Source organism: Hyphomicrobium sp. LHD-15, assembly GCF_031157355.1.
GTDB lineage: Bacteria > Pseudomonadota > Alphaproteobacteria > Rhizobiales > Hyphomicrobiaceae > Hyphomicrobium_C.
In genome coordinates this window covers 756,134-776,375 of the sequence record NZ_JAVIFT010000001.1, presented here as the reverse complement: position 1 = coordinate 776,375, position 20,242 = coordinate 756,134, and the positions used below count along the sequence as shown (strand labels likewise).

Annotated in this window: 17 protein-coding genes; 10 read left to right on the top strand and 7 right to left on the bottom strand. The window is 63.3% G+C overall.

From position 1 onward, the window contains the following. Positions 1-172 precede the first annotated feature (172 nt). Both scpA and RCO24_RS03560 read right to left on the bottom strand, forming a co-directional pair. Positions 173-2,356: a methylmalonyl-CoA mutase gene (gene scpA / locus RCO24_RS03565; protein ID WP_308960024.1), complete on the bottom strand. Its 2,184-nt coding sequence runs from the start codon at positions 2,354-2,356 to the stop codon at positions 173-175. 75 nt (positions 2,357-2,431) lie between these two features. Continuing rightward, positions 2,432-4,351, bottom strand: a complete 1,920-nt coding sequence (locus RCO24_RS03560; RefSeq protein ID WP_308960023.1) for a methylmalonyl-CoA mutase family protein — start codon at positions 4,349-4,351, stop codon at positions 2,432-2,434. Positions 4,352-4,755: 404 nt separating this feature from the next. Here RCO24_RS03560 and RCO24_RS03555 point away from each other — a divergent pair, with 404 nt between their 5' ends. Further along, positions 4,756-6,267 carry a helicase HerA-like domain-containing protein gene (locus tag RCO24_RS03555; protein WP_308960022.1) on the top strand — a complete coding sequence of 504 codons (1,512 nt, stop codon included), beginning with the start codon at positions 4,756-4,758 and terminating at the stop codon, positions 6,265-6,267. Positions 6,268-6,363: 96 nt separating this feature from the next. Then, positions 6,364-7,665, top strand: coding sequence for a hypothetical protein (locus tag RCO24_RS03550; RefSeq protein ID WP_308960021.1), 1,302 nt, complete (start codon positions 6,364-6,366; stop codon positions 7,663-7,665). Positions 7,666-7,740: 75 nt separating this feature from the next. On the opposite strand, the gene RCO24_RS03545 is transcribed toward RCO24_RS03550, so the two are convergent. Further along, entirely contained in the window at positions 7,741-8,331 is a 591-nt protein-coding gene (locus RCO24_RS03545) for a superoxide dismutase (protein WP_308960020.1), read from the bottom strand. Between the two features lie 476 nt (positions 8,332-8,807). Between RCO24_RS03545 and RCO24_RS03540 the strand changes: the two genes are divergently transcribed. The 7 genes from RCO24_RS03540 (at position 8,808) to RCO24_RS03510 (ending at position 15,777) form a co-directional block, all read left to right on the top strand. Then, positions 8,808-10,193, top strand: coding sequence for an efflux RND transporter periplasmic adaptor subunit (locus RCO24_RS03540; protein WP_308960019.1), 1,386 nt, complete (start codon positions 8,808-8,810; stop codon positions 10,191-10,193). Next, entirely contained in the window at positions 10,190-10,990 is an 801-nt protein-coding gene (locus RCO24_RS03535; protein ID WP_308960018.1) for an ABC transporter ATP-binding protein, read from the top strand. The genes RCO24_RS03540 and RCO24_RS03535 overlap by 4 nt, the downstream gene beginning before the upstream one ends. Then, the gene (locus tag RCO24_RS03530) at positions 10,987-12,219 is read left to right on the top strand and encodes an ABC transporter permease (RefSeq protein WP_308960017.1); all 1,233 of its coding nucleotides are present in this window, start codon (positions 10,987-10,989) and stop codon (positions 12,217-12,219) included. The genes RCO24_RS03535 and RCO24_RS03530 overlap by 4 nt, the downstream gene beginning before the upstream one ends. A 258-nt stretch (positions 12,220-12,477) precedes the next feature. Then, positions 12,478-12,789 (top strand): H-NS histone family protein, encoded by a 312-nt coding sequence (locus RCO24_RS03525; protein WP_308960016.1) that lies wholly within the window; start codon positions 12,478-12,480, stop codon positions 12,787-12,789. Positions 12,790-13,425: 636 nt separating this feature from the next. Next, complete coding sequence (gene groES / locus RCO24_RS03520) at positions 13,426-13,740, top strand: co-chaperone GroES (RefSeq protein WP_308960015.1); 315 nt, start codon at positions 13,426-13,428, stop codon at positions 13,738-13,740. A gap of 53 nt (positions 13,741-13,793) precedes the next feature. Then, complete coding sequence (groL, locus tag RCO24_RS03515; RefSeq protein WP_308960014.1) at positions 13,794-15,440, top strand: chaperonin GroEL; 1,647 nt, start codon at positions 13,794-13,796, stop codon at positions 15,438-15,440. Between the two features lie 163 nt (positions 15,441-15,603). Further along, a complete protein-coding gene (locus RCO24_RS03510; RefSeq protein ID WP_308960013.1) occupies positions 15,604-15,777 on the top strand; it encodes a hypothetical protein in 174 nt (57 codons plus the stop codon). Positions 15,778-15,857: 80 nt separating this feature from the next. On the opposite strand, the gene RCO24_RS03505 is transcribed toward RCO24_RS03510, so the two are convergent. From RCO24_RS03505 to RCO24_RS03495, 3 genes are read right to left on the bottom strand one after another with little or no spacing between them, the layout of a single operon-like run. Further along, a complete protein-coding gene (locus tag RCO24_RS03505) occupies positions 15,858-17,123 on the bottom strand; it encodes a CCA tRNA nucleotidyltransferase (protein WP_308960012.1) in 1,266 nt (421 codons plus the stop codon). Positions 17,124-17,151: 28 nt separating this feature from the next. Next, complete coding sequence (locus tag RCO24_RS03500; RefSeq protein ID WP_308960011.1) at positions 17,152-17,445, bottom strand: DUF6111 family protein; 294 nt, start codon at positions 17,443-17,445, stop codon at positions 17,152-17,154. Continuing rightward, complete coding sequence (locus tag RCO24_RS03495; protein WP_308960010.1) at positions 17,442-18,131, bottom strand: CoA pyrophosphatase; 690 nt, start codon at positions 18,129-18,131, stop codon at positions 17,442-17,444. The genes RCO24_RS03500 and RCO24_RS03495 overlap by 4 nt, the downstream gene beginning before the upstream one ends. Before the next feature lie 317 nt (positions 18,132-18,448). Between RCO24_RS03495 and RCO24_RS03490 the strand changes: the two genes are divergently transcribed. Then, a complete protein-coding gene (locus RCO24_RS03490) occupies positions 18,449-19,759 on the top strand; it encodes a hypothetical protein (RefSeq protein WP_308960009.1) in 1,311 nt (436 codons plus the stop codon). Positions 19,760-19,762: 3 nt separating this feature from the next. Here RCO24_RS03490 and RCO24_RS03485 read toward each other — a convergent pair whose 3' ends face one another. After that, on the bottom strand, positions 19,763-20,236 hold the full coding sequence (locus tag RCO24_RS03485; protein WP_308960008.1) for an energy transducer TonB: 474 nt from the start codon (positions 20,234-20,236) through the stop codon (positions 19,763-19,765). Positions 20,237-20,242: the final 6 nt, after the last annotated feature.

Here is a 20,242-nt window from a genome sequence, read left to right as displayed (position 1 = left end):
AACCCAAGACGTAAGTCGTTGCCGCCGATATTGCTACCCTGACCAAAGTTTGGCCGGATGTCGCAAGTGCTCAGTGGACCGCACAAAAAAACCCGCCGCGCACGCGCGCGCCGGGCTGTTTGAGTGAAAAACGAAGAAAAATCGCTTAAACGAACGAGTAAGGCCGGAACGGTTACTCCGCCGCCGCCTTCGTATACCCGTACTTCTCGTTGAGCTTGTTGATCAGGTCCGCCGCCGCCTTCGGGATGTTGGTGCCCGGGCCGAAGATCGCGGCCGCACCCGCTGTATAAAGCGCCTCGTAGTCGTGCGGCGGGATCACGCCGCCGACCACCACCATGATGTCGTCGCGTCCGTCCTTGGCCAGCGCCGCCTTGAGATCCGGCACCAGCGTGAGATGTCCGGCCGTCATGGTCGAGACGCCGATCACATGCACGTCGTTCTCGACGGCCTGCCGTGCGGCCTCGTCCGGTGTTGCGAACAACGGTCCGATATCCACGTCGAAGCCGAGATCCGCGAACGCCGACGCGATCACCTTCTGCCCGCGATCGTGGCCATCCTGGCCCATCTTCGCGATCAGGATGCGCGGGCGCCGCCCGTCCATCACTTCGAACGCGGCCGCCATCTTGATCACGGTGCCGACGTCGTCGTTCATGGCTCCCGCCTCCGATCTGTAAACGCCCGAGATGGTACGCACTTCCGCGCGATGCCGCGTGAACACGCGCTCCATCGCTTCCGACATTTCGCCGACGGTCGCCATCGCACGCGCCGCCTTGACGCCGAGATCCAGAAGATTGGCGTTTCCGGCCGCGCCATTGGAAAGTGCAGTGAGGGCAGCCTGAACCTCGGCCTCGTTTCGCTCGCCGCGCAGCCGCTTCAGCTTCGCGAGCTGCTGCTCGCGCACCGAATGGTTGTCGACCTTCAAGAGGTTGATCTTGAGGTCTTCCGTCGTTTGCAGCTTGTTGATGCCGACGATGGTCTGCCGGCCGCTGTCGATGCGCGCCTGCGTGCGGGCGGCGGCTTCCTCGATGCGGATCTTCGGGATACCGGCCGCGATCGCTTTCGCCATGCCGCCCAGCTTTTCAACTTCGTCGATGTGCGCCTTGGCCTTGAGCGCAAGCTCGTAGGTCAGCCGCTCGATGAAGTGGCTGCCGCCCCACGGATCGATCGGCCGCGTCGTGCCGCTCTCCTGCTGCAACACGAGCTGCGTGTTGCGTGCGATACGAGCCGAGAAATCGGTCGGCAGCGCGATGGCTTCGTCGATGCCGTTGGTGTGGAGGCTCTGCGTGTGTCCCTGCGTGGCGGCCATCGCCTCGATGCAGGTGCGCGTCGCGTTGTTGAAGATGTCCTGCGCGGTGAGGCTCCAGCCCGAGGTCTGGCAATGGGTGCGTAGCGAGAGTGAGCGCTGATCCTTGGGCGCGAATTCCTTCTTGATGAGCTCTGCCCAGAGCAGGCGCGCGGCCCGCATCTTGGCGATCTCCATGAAGTAGTTCATGCCGATCGCCCAGAAGAACGACAGGCGCGGCGCGAACTTGTCGATGTCGAGGCCGCCGGCCACGCCCGCGCGCGCATATTCGATGCCGTCGGCGATGGTGTATCCGAGCTCGAGGTCCGCCGTCGCGCCGGCTTCCTGCATGTGATAGCCGGAGATCGAGATCGAGTTGAACTTCGGCATGTTGGCCGAGGTGTAGGCGAAGATGTCCGACACGATCCGCATCGAAGGCTCGGGCGGATAGATGTAGGTGTTGCGCACCATGAACTCTTTGAGGATGTCGTTCTGGATGGTGCCTGCGAGCTTTGAGGCCGGCACGCCTTGCTCTTCGCCCGCCACAATGAAGAGAGCGAGGATCGGCAGCACGGCGCCGTTCATGGTCATCGAGACGGTCATCTGCTCGAGCGGGATACTTTCGAACAGCGTGCGCATATCGTAGATGCTGTCGATGGCCACGCCCGCCATGCCGACGTCACCGCGCACGCGCGGATGATCGGAATCGTAGCCGCGATGCGTCGCGAGGTCGAACGCCACCGAAAGGCCCTTCTGGCCGGCGGCGATGTTGCGCCGGTAGAACGCGTTGGAATCTTCCGCCGTCGAGAAGCCGGCGTACTGGCGCACCGTCCACGGCTGCGTCACGTACATGGTGGGGTAGGGGCCGCGCACGTAGGGCGCGATGCCAGGCCAGGTGTCGAGGAAGTCGAGCCCGGCGGTGTCGGCGTCGGTATAGACCTGCTTGACCGGAATGCCTTCGGGCGTCGTGAAGGTGTCGCTCGCGGAGGCGGGCTCGGCGGGGGCATGCGCGAGCCCATTGGCTTTGCGGGTGCCTTCGAGCTTGATCTTGGTGAAATCCGGAATGGTGGTCATGGCTTGAACCAATTCGATCTGGGTAACGGGGGCGCCACGCGGCGCGTTTGAAAAGTCTCGGCCGGACGCCGAATGCTACGAAATTCCAAGCTTCTCCTGAAGCCCCTTGAGGGTCGCGACGGCGTCGGCGCCCGCGAACAGGAACTGATCGACACCTGCGGCCTTGAGAGCGGCTTCCTTGTCGCCCGGGCGCCCGGCCATCAACACCAGCTTGGCGCCGGCCGCCTTGAGCGCGCGGGCCGTGGCTTCGGCGTGCTCGGCATAGAGCGCATCCGAGGATGAGATGCAGGCCGTCGCCGCGCCCGATTTGCTGAACGCGAGGGCCGCTTCTTCCGCTGAGGCGTAGCCGTCGGTGGTCAGCACAGCGATGCCGCCCGCTGCCAGATAGTTCTTGATCCAGGTCGAGCGCAGCGTGTGGTCGATCACGGCGCCGATGCTGGCCATGAAAACCGAAGGCGTGCGCTTCGTGCGGGCGATGTAGGCGTCAGCCGTATCGCGCAGCGCTTCGAACGGCTCTGCGAGACGGTGCGGGGTGAGCGGGCGCACGATCTCCTTGCCTTTGACCGGCGGGGCCGGTTCGCGCGGGGTGACGGTCACGCCGTCGTCGCCGAGCAGCGGGAAGGCCGAGACGCCTGTCAGCTCCGCGCGTCCGGTCGCGATGGCCTTGGCGCGCGTGGCTGCCTGGGCTGCGATCTGATCCTGCACGAAACCCTGATCGAGTGCGGCGATGATCCCGCCCTTGGCTTCGATCTCCTGCAGTTGGCCCCAGGCTGCCTTTGCCACTTCGTCGGTCAGCGCCTCAATGTACCAGGAGCCGCCCATCGGATCGAGCACGCGCCCGAGCCATGATTCTTCCTGCAGCACGATCTGGATGTTGCGGGCCATGCGCCGCTGGATATCGTCGGCTTCGCCGAGCGCCGCCGTGAACGGAAGCACGGTAATGGCGTCCGCGCCGCCGAGCACCGCGCCCGCACACGAGAGCGTCGAGCGCAGCATGTTGGTCCACGGGTCGCGCTGCGCCATGACGCGGAAGGACGTCCGCGCGGCGATATGCAGGTTGGAAGCCGCGTCTCCCGCGCCCGAAGCGTCCGCGATACGCCAGATCAGCCGGCGCGCGGCGCGCAGCTTCGCGACTGTTGCGAAGAGATCGGTATCGGAAGAAAGCGCAAACGAGATCTGACCGAGCGCATCGGCGGGCGAGACGCCGGCCGCTTCGAACATACGCAGGTAAGCGATCAGCGTCGAGCCGAGCGCGGCCAGCTCGTAGGCTTCGGTGGCGCCCGCCTCGTGATAGATCGTGGCGTCCACATTGACCGTGCGCGCCAGTGGCACCTCCGCGCGGGCTTCACCTGCCAACGCGATGGCTTCTACGAGCGCTTTCTGCACCGGCGAGGGAAGCGTGCCCCAGCGGGCCAGCGATCCGATCGGATCGAGGCCGAGAAACACCTGGGCGGTCTTGGCCGCGATGCCGAGCCCGGGTAGCGCGGAAATGAGCTGCGCCGCGGCATCAGTGGCGCCGAGCCCGGCGCTGAGCGCGACGGGAGCCAGATCTAGGCGCATACCGGAAAGGGCAGCCGCCATGTCGGCGGCGCTGCGAATACGGCAGCCGCTCTGGCCCGGCGCTTCGATCTCGAGCACGACGCCGTTGCTGCCGCCGTCGAGCTCAGTCAGAATTTGGGTGTTGGCGTGCGCCGGATCCGTTGCGCTGATGGCCTGCCGGATCTCCCAGCCGAGCCCTTTGACGTAAGAGCTGGCGCCGCGCGTGAAGGGCGCGTGGCCGGGCGTTGCGGCCTGGAGAGCCGGGTTTGCGTCGGCTCGCACGTAGATGGGTTCGACCCGGATGCCGTCCGCCGTCCGGGTGACGAGCTTCTTCTCGAAATCCGCCCCTTTGATCGCCTTGTCGACGAGGGCCAGCCACTGCTCGCGGGTTGCCGCCTCGAAATCCGAGGCAAGAGGTGTGGCAGAAACGCCTTGGGCAGGGTTAGCGGCCGTCATGTCGATTTCGGTCCTCCGTTGATCGGACGGGGTTTTCTGAAGCGCCGTGTTTGGGCCTCTCCCTTGTGTGATTTCTATAGGGAAAACCGTTCACGGGCGCACGCACAAAGAGATTGTGTGACGAAACCGCGACGGTTCGGCGCGCCCGAAAAGCGCTCTCGGACGCGTGCCCGCAACGCAAAGGTGTGGAATTTCCCCAGCTTGACGAAGAGGTCCATGCAACTGAATTTGCAATAGGACCAGGGCCATGCAAAGAGGTCCTGAGGTGTTGGGACAGCCGAGTCGGCGCCGTGGCGTCGGCGGTTGGGTTATACTTTAGCGAATTAGGTAAAGAGCGTCCTGCTTCGGACGGCGCGCGCGCCGGTCACGGGCATCGGTTCACGGGTGTCAATTCGGAGAGCGTGATGAGCCAGTCGGTGCTCCAAGACGGAAAGATTTTTATCGGTAAGAGCACGAAGCCCGAGTATCTCGAGCTGCGCTTCGCGAACCGCCACGGCCTGATTACGGGCGCAACCGGCACCGGCAAGACGGTGACGCTGCAAGGCCTCGCGGAAGGCTTTTCCGCCGCCGGTGTTCCGGTCTTTGCCGCCGACATCAAGGGCGACCTTTCCGGGCTCGCGGCGGTTGGCGAACCCAAGGATTTTCTCGTCAAGCGCGCAGCCGAAGTCGGCCTTGGCGACGACTGGAAGCAGCGTGCCTACCCGACCATCTTCTGGGATGTGTTCGGCAAGGAAGGCCATCCGATCCGCGCGACCGTGCTCGACATGGGGCCGCTCCTTCTCTCGCGCATGCTCGAGCTCAACGAGGTGCAGGAAGGCGTACTGACCATCGCCTTCCGCGTCGCCGCCGACGAGAAGATCCCGGTTCTCGATCTCAAGGATCTGCGCGCGATCATCGCGAACGTCGCTGAGCGCTCTAAGGAGCTGGTCCAGAAGTACGGCAACGTCGCCACCACTTCGGTCGGCGCCATCCAGCGCCGCCTGCTGGTGCTCGAAGAACAGGGCGCCGATCAGTTCTTCGGCGAGCCTTCGCTCGACATCAACGATTTCATGCGCATCGCGCCCGACGGCCGCGGCGTCGTCAGCATTCTCGCCGCCGACAAGCTGATGGAGAAGCCGCGGCTCTACACCACGTTCCTGCTGTGGATGCTGACCAAGCTCTGGCAGACGCTTCCCGAAGCCGGTGATCTTCCGAAGCCGAAGCTCGTCTTCTTCTTCGACGAGGCGCATCTTCTGTTCAACGAAGCGCCGAAGGCATTGCTGGAGCGCATCGAGCAGATTGCCCGCCTGATCCGTTCGAAGGGCGTCGGCGTGTACTTCATCACCCAGAACCCGCTCGACGTTCCCAACTCCGTGTCGGCCCAGCTCGGCAACCGCGTGCAGCACGCGCTCCGCGCCTTCACGCCGCAGGAACAGCGCGCCGTCAAGGCGGCCGCCGAAACCTTCCGCAAGAACCCCGATCTCGATACCGAGCGCGTCATCCTCGAACTCAAGGTCGGCGAGGCGCTGGTGTCGACGCTGGAGAACAAGGGCGAGCCCTCGATCGTTCAGCGCACATTGATCCGCCCGCCGGAAGGACGGGTCGGCCCGGTCACGGCTGACGAGCGCCAAAGCGTCATCGAATACAGCCCGGTCTACGGGAAATACGAGGAGCATATCGATCGCGAGAGTGCTCACGAGATCCTGACCAAGCGCGCTGACAAGGCCACTGAGGAAGCAGGCGCTGGAAGCGGCGGCGGTTGGGGCGACATCATCTTCGGCGGCGGGGGAACCGGTGCCGACGGCAAGCCCAAGGGCCGCCCGCGCCAGGGCATGGGCGAGATGATCGGCAAGGATCTCCAACGCTCCATCTCGCGGACCATCGCAACCACGATCAAGAACATCATCGTCAAGTCCATCACCGGGCGCAGCCGATAGCTGCGCCACACCTGTCGAGTGCGTGAAGGCGTAAGGGTGCAGCGTCACGATGCCGGAAATCGAAGGGCGACCTCATCCAAGCTTTAGGAAATCGACATGGCACGCATCCTCATCTGTCATGTGCCAAAGGACGGGAGCATAGCGAGAGACTTGGGCGCCGCGCTCATGGGGCGCGGCCATTTCGTGTCTTTTGACGGGGAACCTGATACGCCCCGCCCCGACCGCTCCTCCCGCTTGCGGCAGTTCGAAGCTGTGATCGTCATCTGGACGGAAACCTCGGTACAGAACGCCGGGCTTTCCGAGATCGCGCGCGAGGCGATGCCTCTGAACCTGCTCGTGCCCGCGCGCTCCGAGGACCTGTCGGCGTCTCGCCTGCCGCTGATGTTTCGCAAGCTCAACATGCTCTCGCCGCGCGACGTCGACGGCATCTCGCGTGTGATCGCGCGGCTGAGCACCGCCGCCGCATCGCTGCGCGACATGAGCGAGCGCGACGCTGCGCGCCGCGCCTCCGCGTCGGAGACGCCGGCCGCTTCCGGCGCCGCGCCACAGGCTGAGGCTCGGAGCACCCGCCCGCCGCCGTTGCCGAAGGCTGCCTCGGATCGCGCCGAGCAAGCCCCTATGCGGCAGCCGGATCGGCAGGCCGCGGCGAAGCCGGTTATCGCTGCCGAAGCGGCTGTTCGCGCACGCCCGCTGACAGAGCTTCCCGAAGTCGCCTCGCCACCGGCTCCCTACCCGCCGGCTTCTCGCCCCGACGTGCGGACGCCGGATGAAAGGCGCGACGCCCGCCCGGAGGCAAGGCGAGAGCCGACGCTCGACTGGCCGGCCGAAAAGTGGGGAGCGGGCGCCGAGACGGCAGCCGGCCGCAATCGCTTCGATCAGGATCGTCCCTCGGCTCCGGTGATCACGGCGGATGATCTCGCCAAGGCCGTCGAAGCCGGATTGCTCGTCCACCACATTCCCGAAGCCATGTGGCTCGGCGCGCCGACGACCGTCGAGCTGACCCTCGGCCGCGAGATCTTGGCGGGCCTGATCCAAGCCGAGGTCGTGCACGGCGGCGTGGGCACCGAAGACCGTCAGAGCGTCGAGACGCTGTCCGTCAGTCTCTACGGCAATTCCGAAGCCTTCGAGATCGAGCGCCAGTCGGAACGCACGCAGTTCGTGAGCGCCCGTTACGCGAACTCGGCGCGCGATCCGGTTACCTTCGGCCGCTGGGCTTGGCTCGTGACGCCGCGCGCGGCCGGACCGCAGGAGCTAGTGGTACGGGTTTCCGCGCTGCTCCGGGATCGCCACGGCGTGCCGGCGCCGGTCGCACTTCCCGACCGCCGTTTTTCGATCGAGATCCAAATCCCCGAAGGCGAGAACCTCGTCTCCGCGCTAGCAGGCTGGTATCGCCGCTAATTCGTTTGGCGCCCCGCCAAAGAAAAGCGCGGGAACTTGCGATCCCGCGCTTCAGAAATCCGGACCGGAGCAGCTTTACGCAGCCAGCTCCTCGACGTGCTCCCAGTTGACCAGGTTGTCGAACCAGGCCTCGAGATACTTCGGGCGGGCATTGCGATAGTCGATGTAATAGCTGTGCTCCCACACGTCGACGCCGAGGATCGGCTGCGCGCCGTGCATCAGCGGATTTTCGCCATTCGGCGTCTTGCTGACTTCGAGCTTGCCGTCGCGGATCGCGAGCCACGCCCAACCAGAGCCGAACTGCGTCGTGCCGGCGTTGATGAAGTCGGCGCGCACCTTATCGAAGCCGCCGTATCCATCGACGAGCTTCTGGACCGATGCAGGAAGCTTGTTGCCGCCGCCGCCCTTCTTCATCCACTGCCAGAAGTGGAGGTGGTTGTAATGCTGGCCGATGTTGTTCACGAGGCCGGCGTTCTTGCCGTCATAGGCCGCTTTGCAGATCTCCTCGATGGACTTGCCCTCGAGGCCCGACCCGACGATCAGCTTGTTGCCGTTGTCGACGTAAGCCTGATGGTGCTTGTCGTGATGGAACTGCAGCGTCTCGGCCGACATAAAGGGGGCGAGCGCGTCATAAGCATATGGAAGATCGGGGAGTTTGAAGGTCACGGGGCGTACTCCGTCTTGAGCGGCAATTATTCGCCCAATGCCTACCGGCTCAGGAGGTTCCATTCAAGCTTTGTAAGCGAGATGACGTAGCCCGGGGAATTTTAGAGGGGGGGGGAGGGGTGCACCGACCCTGAACGATGCACCCCCGTGGATCACGCCGGGGAAGATAGGATCTCAGGGTAAGGTCAACGTTAGGCCCGGCCCGCTGAACGGGTTCTGAATGCCATATTCATCTGCCGTTCAGGCTTGTGGCGATTTTGCGCCAAAAGCACCAGATAACGCCTTGAAGCGCCTGCGAGCGACGGAAGTATCCGGAAAGTCCGTCTTCCATTACGAGTATAGGCACACCCTCAGGCGGACCGGTTCAACTTATGAAAAGACGTTTCAGCTCCCTCTTTACGCTGGCGGTCCCTGTAGCCGCGGCCGGGCTTGCCGCGGTTTGGATGCTGGGGCCCGTGTCCACGTCCGGCGCGGGAATGGTTTACGACACCCTCCCCGCCGCGAAGGGCCAGATCCGCAAGATCGTCTCGACCGCGGGGCCGGTTCGCGCGCTCGTGACGGTTAGCGTGGGCTCGCAGCTCTCAGGCCAGGTGGACGAGGTGAGGGTCGACTTCAACAGTGAGGTCAAGCCGGGCGATATCCTGGCCACGCTCGACTCCAAGACCTTTTCCGCCAAGGTCGCACAGGCCAAGGCCGACCTTGTCGCCGCCGAAGCCGCGCTCGCCAACCAGGAAGCAGCGACGAACAAGTCCGAGGCCGTGCTGCAGGCTGCGGAAACCAATGTCGCGCGGCAGCAGGCACTGGCCGAGAAGCGCCTCTCGCCACAGCTCACCTATGAGACGGCCCTGCGTGACCGGGATGTGGCCAAGGCCGATATCGCGGTTATGGAAGCCCAGGTCGCGAGTGCGCGCGCCACCATTCAGCAGCGCCAGGCGTCCCTTGACCAGGCGACCATCGATCTCGAGCGCGCCGAGATCCGCTCGCCGATCGACGGCACGGTCATTTCACGCACTGTAGATCCGGGACAGACCGTGGCCGCGAGCCTGCAGGCGCCCGAGCTGTTCAAGATCGCCCAGGATCTTTCGCGCATTCGTATCGAGGCCCAGGTCAACGAAGCCGACGTCGGCGCAGTCGGCGAAGGCAACACCGCGACCTTCACCGTGGATGCCTACCCCGACCGCCAGTTTGAAGGCCGCGTCACCCAGGTACGCCTCGCGGCAACCGAGATCAGCAGCGTCGTGACCTATACGGTGATCATCGAAGCCGACAATCCCGGTCGCAAGCTGTTCCCCGGCATGACGGCCAACGTCGTGATCCTGTCGGCGACACGGGACGGCGTGCTGCGCATCTCGAACGACGCGCTTCGCTTCAAGCCCAAGATCGCGGCCGCCGAAACGCAGGCGCGGGGCGGAGATCGCGGCGCAGGCGGCGCAGGCGGTGCAGGCGATCGCACCGGCCGCATGGTTGAGCGGCTCAAGACGGAAGTCGAGCTGACCGACGAGCAGCAGGCCGCCGTCAAGCAGGTTCTCGAAAAGCTCGGCCAGGAAGCGCGCGAAAGCAGCCAGGGCAGCTTGATGGGAGGGCCTAGCGATCCGAGTGCATTCCGCCAGAAGGCGACGGCACGCATCGAGCAGGCGCTCGGCCCGACCTTGACGGAAGGGCAGCGGACGAAGTTCCAGCGCTGGAAGGACGGCCGCGAAACGACCCGGTTTGCGACGGTGTGGGTGCTTGGCGCGTCCGAAACGCCTGAGCGCCGAAGCATCCGCACCGGCATCGCCGACGACCAGTTTACCGAAGTGCTCGGCGGCGATCTCAAGGAAGGCGAACGTGTGATCGTCCGTGGCCGGGATCTGAAGTCATGACCGTGATCGATCGCCCATCTGCCGGCGATCGTCCCGCGCGGGCCTCCGCCGGGCCGCCGGCTGCGGCGCTGATTTCGGCGCATGATTTGAGCAAGGTCTATCGCGTCGGCGAGCAGGATCTCGTGGCGCTCGACAAGGTGACGCTTGAGATCGCAGCCGGGGATTTCGTCGCCATCATGGGGCCGTCCGGCTCCGGCAAGTCGACAATGATGAACCTGATCGGCGCCCTCGATGTGCCGACGTCGGGCAGCCTCCGCCTCGATGGGCGCGACATCGGAACCTTGTCGGCCGACGATCTGGCCGATTTGCGCAACCGCTCGATTGGGTTCGTCTTTCAGCAGTTCAACTTGCTGCCGCGCACGTCCGCGTTGCGTCAGGTCATGCTGCCGTTGCTCTACGCACATCCCCGTCCCGAGAACGGCGAGGAGCTGGCGCGCCGGCGCCTTGAGCAGGTCGGGCTCTCCGCGCGTATGGATCACACGCCACGGCAATTGTCGGGCGGCCAGCAGCAGCGCGTGGCGATCGCCCGCGCGCTCGTGAACAACCCGAAAATCCTGCTGGCCGACGAGCCGACCGGTGCCCTCGACAGCAAGACGTCGGAGGAGATCATGCAGGTGTTCACGGATTTGAATCGCGAGGGCATCACTGTCGTTCTGGTCACTCACGAGCCCGAAATCGCGCTGTGGGCCGGCCGCCGTATCACCTTCCGCGACGGACGCGTGATCGACGATGTCCGCCAGACGCCAATTACCGAGGCGCCAATCACCGAGACACCTGTCGCCGGGCCTTCGCCATGAACCTTTGGGATTCGATCCTGATCGCGGTCGGCGCGCTACGCGTCAATCTCCTGCGTTCGGTGTTGACCACGCTCGGCATCGTGATCGGCGTCGCTTCCGTCATTATCCTCGTGGCCGTCGGTACGGGCGCTTCGAGCGAGGTCGACCGGCAAATTAAAGCGCTGGGCACCAACATGCTGGTGGTGTTTCCGGGCTCGAGCCGGGTCATGGGGCGCTCTCAGGGCGCGGGCACCGACATCCCGCTTTCCGAAGGCGACGTAACCGCCATTCGCGACAAGGTGCAGGGCGTTTTGGCGGTGTCTGGCCAGATCCAGGAGACGGCCCCCATGGTGCGGGGCAACGCGAACTGGACAACAACCATAAGCGGCGTTCACGCCGAATACGGCTTCGTGCGGGATTGGCCGGTCGACAACGGGCGAGACCTCGAGCCGAACGATGTTCGCACCGGAGCCAAGGTCGCGCTGATCGGCAAGAGCGTCGCGAAGGAGCTTTTTCCGGGCGAGAGCGCGGTGGGAGCTGCGGTTCGCATCAAAAACGTCCCGTTTGAAATCGTTGGAGAGTTGTCCTCCAAGGGCCAATCTGCGATGGGGCGGGATCAGGACGATATCGTTCTCATTCCCATTTCCACCGCCCGTGCGCGCATTTCCGGCAAAAGCCAGATCCAGAACGACCGCATCGGCCAGATCTACGTGAAAATCGACACCGGAACCGATCTCGCCGTCGCCCAAGAGGATATTGAAAACCTGCTTCGGCAGCGACGCAAAGCCACCCGTGGCGCCGAAAACACCTTTTCCGTCCGCAATCTTTCCGAGACGATGAAGGCCAGGACTGAGGTCCTTTCGACCATGAGCTATCTGCTGGCCGCTACATCCGTCATATCCCTTATTGTCGGCGGGATCGGCATCATGAATATCATGCTGGTTTCCGTGACGGAGCGCACACGCGAGATTGGCCTGCGAATGGCCGTCGGCGGCAGGCGGCGCGATATCATGATGCAATTTCTTGTCGAAGCGGTTTCCTTATGTCTGCTTGGAGGTTTGATTGGCGTGGTGATCGGTGTTTCGGCTTCCACGATTATTGCTTTCGTGGCGGATTGGCCGGTGCTCGTCTCTCCCGGTGTTCTAGGCGGCGCATTGGCGGCGGCTGCCGCAACGGGGATATGTTTCGGATTGTTTCCAGCTCGTCGTGCAGCCCACCTCAATCCTATTGATGCCCTGCGCAGCGAATAGGCTCTGCCCGGCATTTCTCCGCCTTGAAGATGCATCTGCGGATATTTTTGTGAACAATTTCATTGCGGCCGGAGAAATCACGCCCCAGTAAGTTCTTGTAGCCAGCAGAAGCCGTAATTGTGCGTGGACGTATCATTTCACGACGCTTCATCTTTATCCATTTTGCAGAATTCACATGCGGACTGTGATTTCTCCCTCTATAAACCGCCCACTGGATCTTTCTTTCGCGACCCGCAAGGCGCATCAACGGAGTTACTTATGGCAAGCATCAACTACGATAAAATGTCGGTAAAGGAGCTGACGGATCACATCGCGCGCGCGCAGAAAGCGCTGAATGCCGCGAAGGATCGTGAGCGCTCCGAGCTGAAGCACAAGATCGCGTCATTGGCAGAAAATGCAGGCTTTTCCGTCGGCGAGCTTTTCGGAGCGCGGGGTCGCGGCAAAGCCGTCGCGGTGAAGTTCATGAACCCCGACAATCGCTCGGAAACCTGGACCGGCCGTGGCCGCAAGCCGAATTGGCTTGTCGCGAAGCTGAGCAAGGGCGCGAAGATTACGGACTTCACCGTTTAAGTCCGACAAAAATAGCGTTTTCTAGCGCGCCGCTGTGCATCGTCGAGATGCCGGCGGCGTGTTTGTTTTGAGCGGCGCCGGTTGGGTCGATATGTAAAAATAATCAGCTATCGGTATGTTCTGCGAGATTGCCACAACCCAAAGGAAGTCGAATGCGATCGTGTCGAACGGCGCCGTTAAAGGGTATCGATGTTTGCTCGTCGAAACATTGAGTTACAAAAAACGCCTTGCGTCACATCCTAAGTATATTTTCGGAATGGGATTTCATGGGTAAGCGCAAAACGGCGCGAAAGCTTGGAAATTGGAGCGCGCGCTGGGCTGATTTCACCCAGATGAATGCAGCGTCCATATTCCAACCGTGCGCCCGAGTTTAAGCTGTGCACCCGAACGACGCGCCGAAAGCTCCCGTGCGCGGAAGCGTCACAAAATGGCCCGCATTCGGATCATCGTTCACCGTGCCGGCAGCGATTTAGCACTCGCTGCTTGACACTGCTAGCAGTGATCCACATATAGGCGCTGCGTCTGCCTGCGTGCCGCTCGAGCACCTGTAGCGCGTGCAACCCTGGGTCGCGCCCCTGGCTGCCCAGGGATTTTTCGCTGCACAAGATCAACCATTCTCATCATGAGGTTTTCCCCATGAAATTCCGTCCCTTGCATGACCGCGTTGTCGTAAAGCGCGTCGAGGAGGACGCCAAGACCGCTGGCGGCATCATCATTCCGGACTCCGCCAAGGAGAAGCCCCAGCAGGGCGAAGTCGTTGCCGTTGGCCCCGGCGCTCGCGACGAGCAGGGCAAGATCGCGGCACTCGAAGTGAAGCCCGGCGATCGGGTTCTGTTCGGCAAGTGGTCCGGCACCGAAGTCAAGATCGACGGCGAAGACCTCCTGATCATGAAGGAGAGCGACATTCTCGGAGTTCTCGAAGGCAAGGCATCGGCCAAGAAGGCTGCGTAAGCAGACGAGCCGCCCTTTCGCGTTTCCCCCCAATTTCTGACGGAGTGCCACACATGGCAGCTAAAGACGTAAAGTTTTCTCAGGACGCTCGCGAGCGCATGCTGCGCGGCGTTGATATTCTCGCCAACGCCGTGAAGGTGACCCTTGGCCCCAAGGGCCGCAATGTCGTGATCGAGAAGAGCTTCGGCGCCCCACGCATCACCAAGGACGGCGTAACCGTCGCCAAGGAGATCGAGCTCGAGGACAAGTTCGAGAACATGGGCGCGCAGATGCTGCGCGAAGTCGCCTCGAAGACCGCTGATCTGGCCGGCGACGGCACCACCACCGCGACCGTTCTCGCCCAGGCGATCGTCAAGGAAGGCGCCAAGTCGGTTGCAGCCGGCGCCAACCCTATGGACCTGAAGCGCGGCATCGACATCGCTGTCCAGGCTGTCGTCGACGAGCTCAAGGCCAAGTCGAAGAAGGTCACCTCCAACGACGAAATCGCCCAGGTCGGCACCATCTCCGCCAACGGCGACATCGAAATCGGCGCCAAGATCGCCGAGGCCATGAAAAAGGTTGGCAACGAGGGTGTCATCACCGTCGAAGAGTCGAAGAGCCTCGAGACCGAGCTCGACGTCGTCGAAGGCATGCAGTTCGACCGCGGCTACCTCTCGCCCTACTTCATCACCAACGCCGACAAGATGATCGCGGAGCTCGATAGCCCGTACATCCTGATCCACGAGAAGAAGCTCTCTGGTCTCCAGGCCATGCTGCCGGTGCTCGAAGCTGTCGTTCAGACCGGCAAGCCGCTCCTCATCATCGCCGAAGACGTCGAGGGCGAAGCGCTTGCGACCCTCGTCGTCAACAAGCTGCGCGGCGGCCTCAAGGTCGCGGCCGTCAAGGCTCCGGGCTTCGGCGATCGCCGCAAGGCCATGCTCGAGGACATCGCGATCCTCACCGGCGGCACCGTGATCTCGGAAGATCTCGGCATCAAGCTCGAGACCGTCACCCTTGACATGCTCGGCCGCGCCAAGCGCGTGACGATCGACAAGGAAAACACCGTGATCGTCGACGGCGCCGGCAAGAAGGGCGACATCGAAGCCCGCGTCAAGCAGATCAAGGCTCAGATCGAGGAAACCTCGTCCGACTACGATCGTGAGAAGCTGCAGGAGCGTCTCGCGAAGCTTGCTGGCGGCGTTGCCGTCATCAAGGTCGGCGGCGCGACCGAGGTCGAGGTCAAGGAGCGCAAGGACCGCGTCGACGACGCTCTCCATGCAACCCGCGCTGCCGTCGAAGAGGGCATCGTTCCGGGCGGCGGCGTCGCGCTGCTTCGCTCGATCAAGGCTCTCGATGCGCTGAAGAGCGAAAACGAGGACCAGAAGGTCGGCATCTCGATCGTGCGCAAGGCCCTCCAGGCTCCGGCGCGCCAGATCTTCCAGAACGCGGGCGAGGATGGCTCGGTCGTGGTCGGCAAGATCATCGAGAACAACAAGTATGCCTACGGCTACAACGCCCAGAGCGGTGAGTACGGCGACCTCGTGGCCGCTGGCGTCATCGATCCGGCGAAGGTTGTCCGCTGCGCGCTTCAGGATGCGGCCTCCGTTGCCGGCCTCCTGATCACGACGGAAGCCATGGTTGCCGACAAGCCGAAGAAGGACGCTCCCGCAATGCCGATGGGCGGCGGCGGAATGGGCGGCATGGGCGGAATGGACTTCTAAGTCCCCGTTCCCATCGCACTGCATTGGGAAAGGCCGGAGCCAACGCTCCGGCCTTTTTCCATTCTGGCCGGGGTTGTTTGCGAGGGATCAAACGCTAAATGCAAGATCATGGCACGATAGCCGTTGTTGACCCCAGAGATCAGCGGAGATTGCTATGCTAGCGATGGAGATCGAGGAGCACGCCCGCAAAATTTTCGAAGTGCAAGGCACGAAAGCGATTGCCGAGGCGGCCCAGAAAGCCCTGATTTTCGAGGAACAGGGGGCCAAGGAGCAGGCAGCGACGTGGCGGCGAATAGAGGCTGCAATGCGTCGTATGCAGGGTCCCCGTGTGAAATAGACAACCAGCGAAATAGGCAAGAGGCAGCAGGCAACCGGCAAGAAATACAATCGACGTCCTGCCTGCTGCCAGTTGCCCCCTTAGCTTCTATTCGCCTTGACGAGATCGGAGAGCGCGTGCGCGAGCCGAAGCTCGTCCTTCGGAAAGTCCTCGGCGATCCACCAGTCCTCGAATGCGCGCATCACGCGCCCGATGGCTGGCCCTTCCGCGAGCCCACGATCGAGAAGCTCCGAGCCGCGCACCGGAAGCTGCGGCGCTCTCCAGCGGTTCGGCAGCAGGAAACGCTCGAGCCAGTGCGAGCTGTCGGTGGCGGCACCGCTGCGCGCCCAGGCCATCAGCACGCCGTCGCGGAAGGCGTCCACGCCGAACCGGTAGAGAAATGCGCGCGCCGCGCGTTCGGCGTTGTCCGGATCGAACGCCGGATCCGGAAAGGCGAGCCGTTGCAGCCGCTCGGTCTCGGTATTCGAAAGCCTGAGCCGAGTCCCCAGTCCGCCGAGCGAGCGGCCCGGCCGCGCGCCCGCCAGCGCTGCGAGCCCCAGCAGGGGATCGGGATCGCGCCCGAGAGCTACTTCGATGGCGGAAAGCCGATCGAACTGCGTGACGTCTCCCGAAACGCCGATCAGGTTTTCGATGAGCTTGGCGTCGTTCATAACGGCCACGACCGCGACGGCGCGCTTAGCGGCGAGTAGCCTCAAAAGCTCCGCGCGGATCCGCTCCGCTGAAAGCTGTTCGAGCCCCGCGGCCAATGCGATCGAGGCTTCGAGGCCGCCAGGATCGGGCGGCCCCTCCGCATAGTCCGCGGTGAAGCGGAAGAAGCGGAGAATGCGCAGATAGTCCTCGCGGATTCGATCCTGTGCGTCGCCGATGAAGCTGACGCGACGCCCGACCAAGTCGCGATAGCCGCCGAGCGGATCGTGCACGGTGCCCTCTGCGTCGCAGTAGAGCGCGTTTATCGTGAAGTCGCGCCGGCGCGCATCTTCCGTCCAGTCGGTTGTGAACGTCACCCGCGCATGCCGGCCGAACGTCTCGATGTCGCGGCGAAGCGTCGTCACTTCGATCGGCTGATGATCGGCGATTACTGTGATCGTGCCATGCGCGGCGCCTGTCGGCACGGCAGTCAGGCCGGCCGCTTGCGCCAACCGGATCACGTCGCCCGGCTCGGCCGTGGTCGCGACGTCGACATCTTTGACGGGCTTTCCGAGCAGCGCATTGCGTACGGCGCCGCCGACGACGCGTGCTTCGAAACCACCACCCGCGAGCGTGCCGAGCACCCTGCGCACAGCCGCACCGGTGAGCCACGAGGCGCCGGCCAGGCTTGGCGGATCTTGATCGTGATCGTCGCTCATGTCGTGTTCCAGATCGCTCCGCGAGGGGTCAGTCGATGTGGCTGGGCTGGATCTTTCCGTCCTTGAAGACCGAAGGCTGGTATTGCTGGCCGGGTTTCCCGCCGGAGGAGCTGCCGAAGAAGGTGAGCGTGACAATGACGAGGAAGGCCCCGCTCACGAACAACCATACGAGCGGCGCATCGTTGAGAATGCTCCCGAGCGAGTTCGCCTTCTCGCTATCGTCGTCCGCCGTACGTCGGGCGCGCGTGAACAGGATCCAGGCCGCGTAGATGAGGGTCGGAAGCAGGAACAGCAGCAGGTTCTCGAAAACCGTACGAATCATTGTGCGAAGAGCCTCTGATGCATGTTGCGGAGAATACCGGCAGTTGCGCCCCAGATGAAGCGATCCCCGAAGGGAACGGCAAAGAAATGCCGTTCGCGTCCGCCGATAGTGCGGGTATGGCGCTGATAGTTGGCTGGGTCCATCAGAAAGGGCAGAGGCACTTCGAAAGTATCGGCAACCTCGTTGCGGTCGATCGTCAGCGGTGCACCGGGTGCAACCAGAGCAATGACCGGCGTGATGCGAAAGCCGGTTCCCGTTAGATAGGTATCGAGCGTGCCAAGCGGTTCCACAAAACTGGGATCGAGACCGATTTCCTCGTGCGCTTCCCGGAGCGCGGTTGCGAGCGGATCCCTGTCGTAGGGCTCGGTCTTGCCGCCGGGGAACGCGATCTGGCCGGCATGCGCGGCGAGATGCGGAGTGCGCTGGGTGAGAAGCAGAGTGAGGACGGGGCGGGCGAGGACGGGAATGAGAACCGCCGCTGGTCGCGCTGCCGCGAGGGCTTCCGCCAGCGGTGCCTTGGACTGCGTGCCATCGGCACTCTCAAGAAATTCGGGGTTAAGGTCGAAGTCGCTGGGTGAATGCGCTTCCTTTCTTTCGTCGTTCGCCTCTTCCCCGAGCACCCGCCGCGCAAGGACGCGAAATCCGGTGGGACTGAAGGCATCTGATGCGAGGAGAGCGTGATCCATGGGAATGTCGTAGGGCCTTGGCGCGCGGGATGCGAGAGAATAGAGCTAGCGCCCATCCCGTGAATGAACGGAAGGTAGAGCGCCTCGGGGCCGAAAACAGGGGCGCGAGCCCGTCAAGGCCCATGCTACCGCCCCATTCTGGTGGCATCACAGCGTTTTTTCGACGGGCCGGCACTTCTGTCCGGCCAATGAAATGATCGCAACCCGCTTATTGCGTTTCCATCGAGCCTGGAGCCGGCTGGGAAAAACGAAGGTTGCAGCGAGTCAATGAAAAGCGGAAATACGTGAACCGCTTTCTATCGAAGGATTCGAACGCGATGATCGGTTTCCCGGTGATGTTCGCTCCCGGCCTGCAGCGCCCCACGTCCCCGGTTCGCATGCAAAAGTTCCGCAGACAGGGAGCTCTCCGACGCGCCCGTTGGTTGATGCTGGCGCTGATGGCATTTGCCGGGCTCGTGCTCGCAGCGCCCTTCGGAGCAGCGACCGCCGCGCCCAAAGCCCAGGAAGCTTTCCTGAAGACGCTGTCCTCTGCCGATCGCGCTTTGTTCGAAGAATACCTTTCGGCGAAAACCCTGCACGATTTCAAGAGCGACGCCTATTGGCGCGAGGTGACGGACAAGCGTGCTCTGCGGCGCGGCAAGAAAGGGCGCGGCGAGGCGATTGTCGCCAAGGACTACGTGAAGACCTTCCCGCCCAAATATGCAGGGCCGGAGCTGCCTGCGGCACTCGCCAAGCGCTGGGAAGTTTTCCAGGCAGCCGACGACGAGAAGAAGGACAAGGAGCCGCCGAAACCCAAGCCGGGGATTGCCGAGTTCCTCGCCTATTCGGTGGACGAGTACAATTTCACGCCCGATCGAATTCCCGAGCGCGAGTTCAAGCTGCGTTATGCGCGCGAGGCGACGCGGCTGGGGCTGACCGGCGATCAGGTCGTGCGCGTTTACGCACTCGAGACCAGCGGTCTTGGAACCGCCGACATGATCTCCGGTATTCATCCGATCAAGAAAACCGGAACGCCGATCTCGACGGCCGTAGGGTACGCCCAGCTTCTCGTGGCCAACACCACCGATGAACTCGTCAAGCACGGGCCGAAGTTTCTCGCCCGCCTGAAGGACATGGCCGGCGATCGCAATTACGATTCAGCGCGCCGGCGCGCGCTTGCCGACAAGCACGACAAGCTCGCCGCCATGTTGAAGGCCGCCCGCTCCGTGCCGCACCGCTGGGATGCGCATGTCGCCTTTGCTCGCACCAAGCGAGGCATGGGCATTCACGCCATCAATCTCGACGGCGACATTGGCCCCTGGCTGCAGGTGGTGAAGCTATACGGCCTAAAGGAGATGGCCGAGAAGGCGGGCATCGCCGCGTTGACCGGCGCCGAGATCGAGCTGATGAACCTCGCAGGCCCCGGCACGGGGCTCGAGATGATGCGGCCCGCGGCCCGCGGCGCGCCGACACCGAACTTCTTCGAGCGCAGCGCTTATTTCCGCAACACCATTGTGCGCGACAAGACCAGCGCCGAGCTTCTGGTCGCACTCGACAAACGCATGGACACCAACCTCACCAACTCGGGCGCCATCGAGTTCGCCGAAGCGTTCCGGGAAGCCTCCGCAGAGGTCGCGTCCGGCCGCTAGCGGCTACTCGAAAAGTGCCGGCGTCTTCCGGAAAACGATCGGAATGACAAAGGTGTCGCCGGCCACGCTGGGGGGCGCCGGCGCGAATGGCTGAGCGCGGTCGATCACCAGAAAAGCCATCGCATCTAGGAACGGATTACCGCTACTTTTTGCGACTTTTATCGAGGAGAGCTGCCCCGATCGCATAACGCGGAACGCGACATGGACCGTTCCGGTGCGCCCCTGGGTGGGGGCGAAAGCCGTTCGGGACGCAATCCGAGCGTAAATGTAGCGGGCATACTCGGTCTTCGTTGCAGTTTGGGCCGCCGGCAGCTTCTTCGATTTGGTCTGCGCGACTGCAGTGCCGGGACCAAGAAAGACACCGTGAGCAAGCAAAACGAACGCGAACGCGAACGCGGCGATGACCCCACGCATTAGCCCCCCCAAGAACAGCCCCCAATTATTACAAAAATAGTCAGCAATAAGCCTGTCTGTCAAATCGGG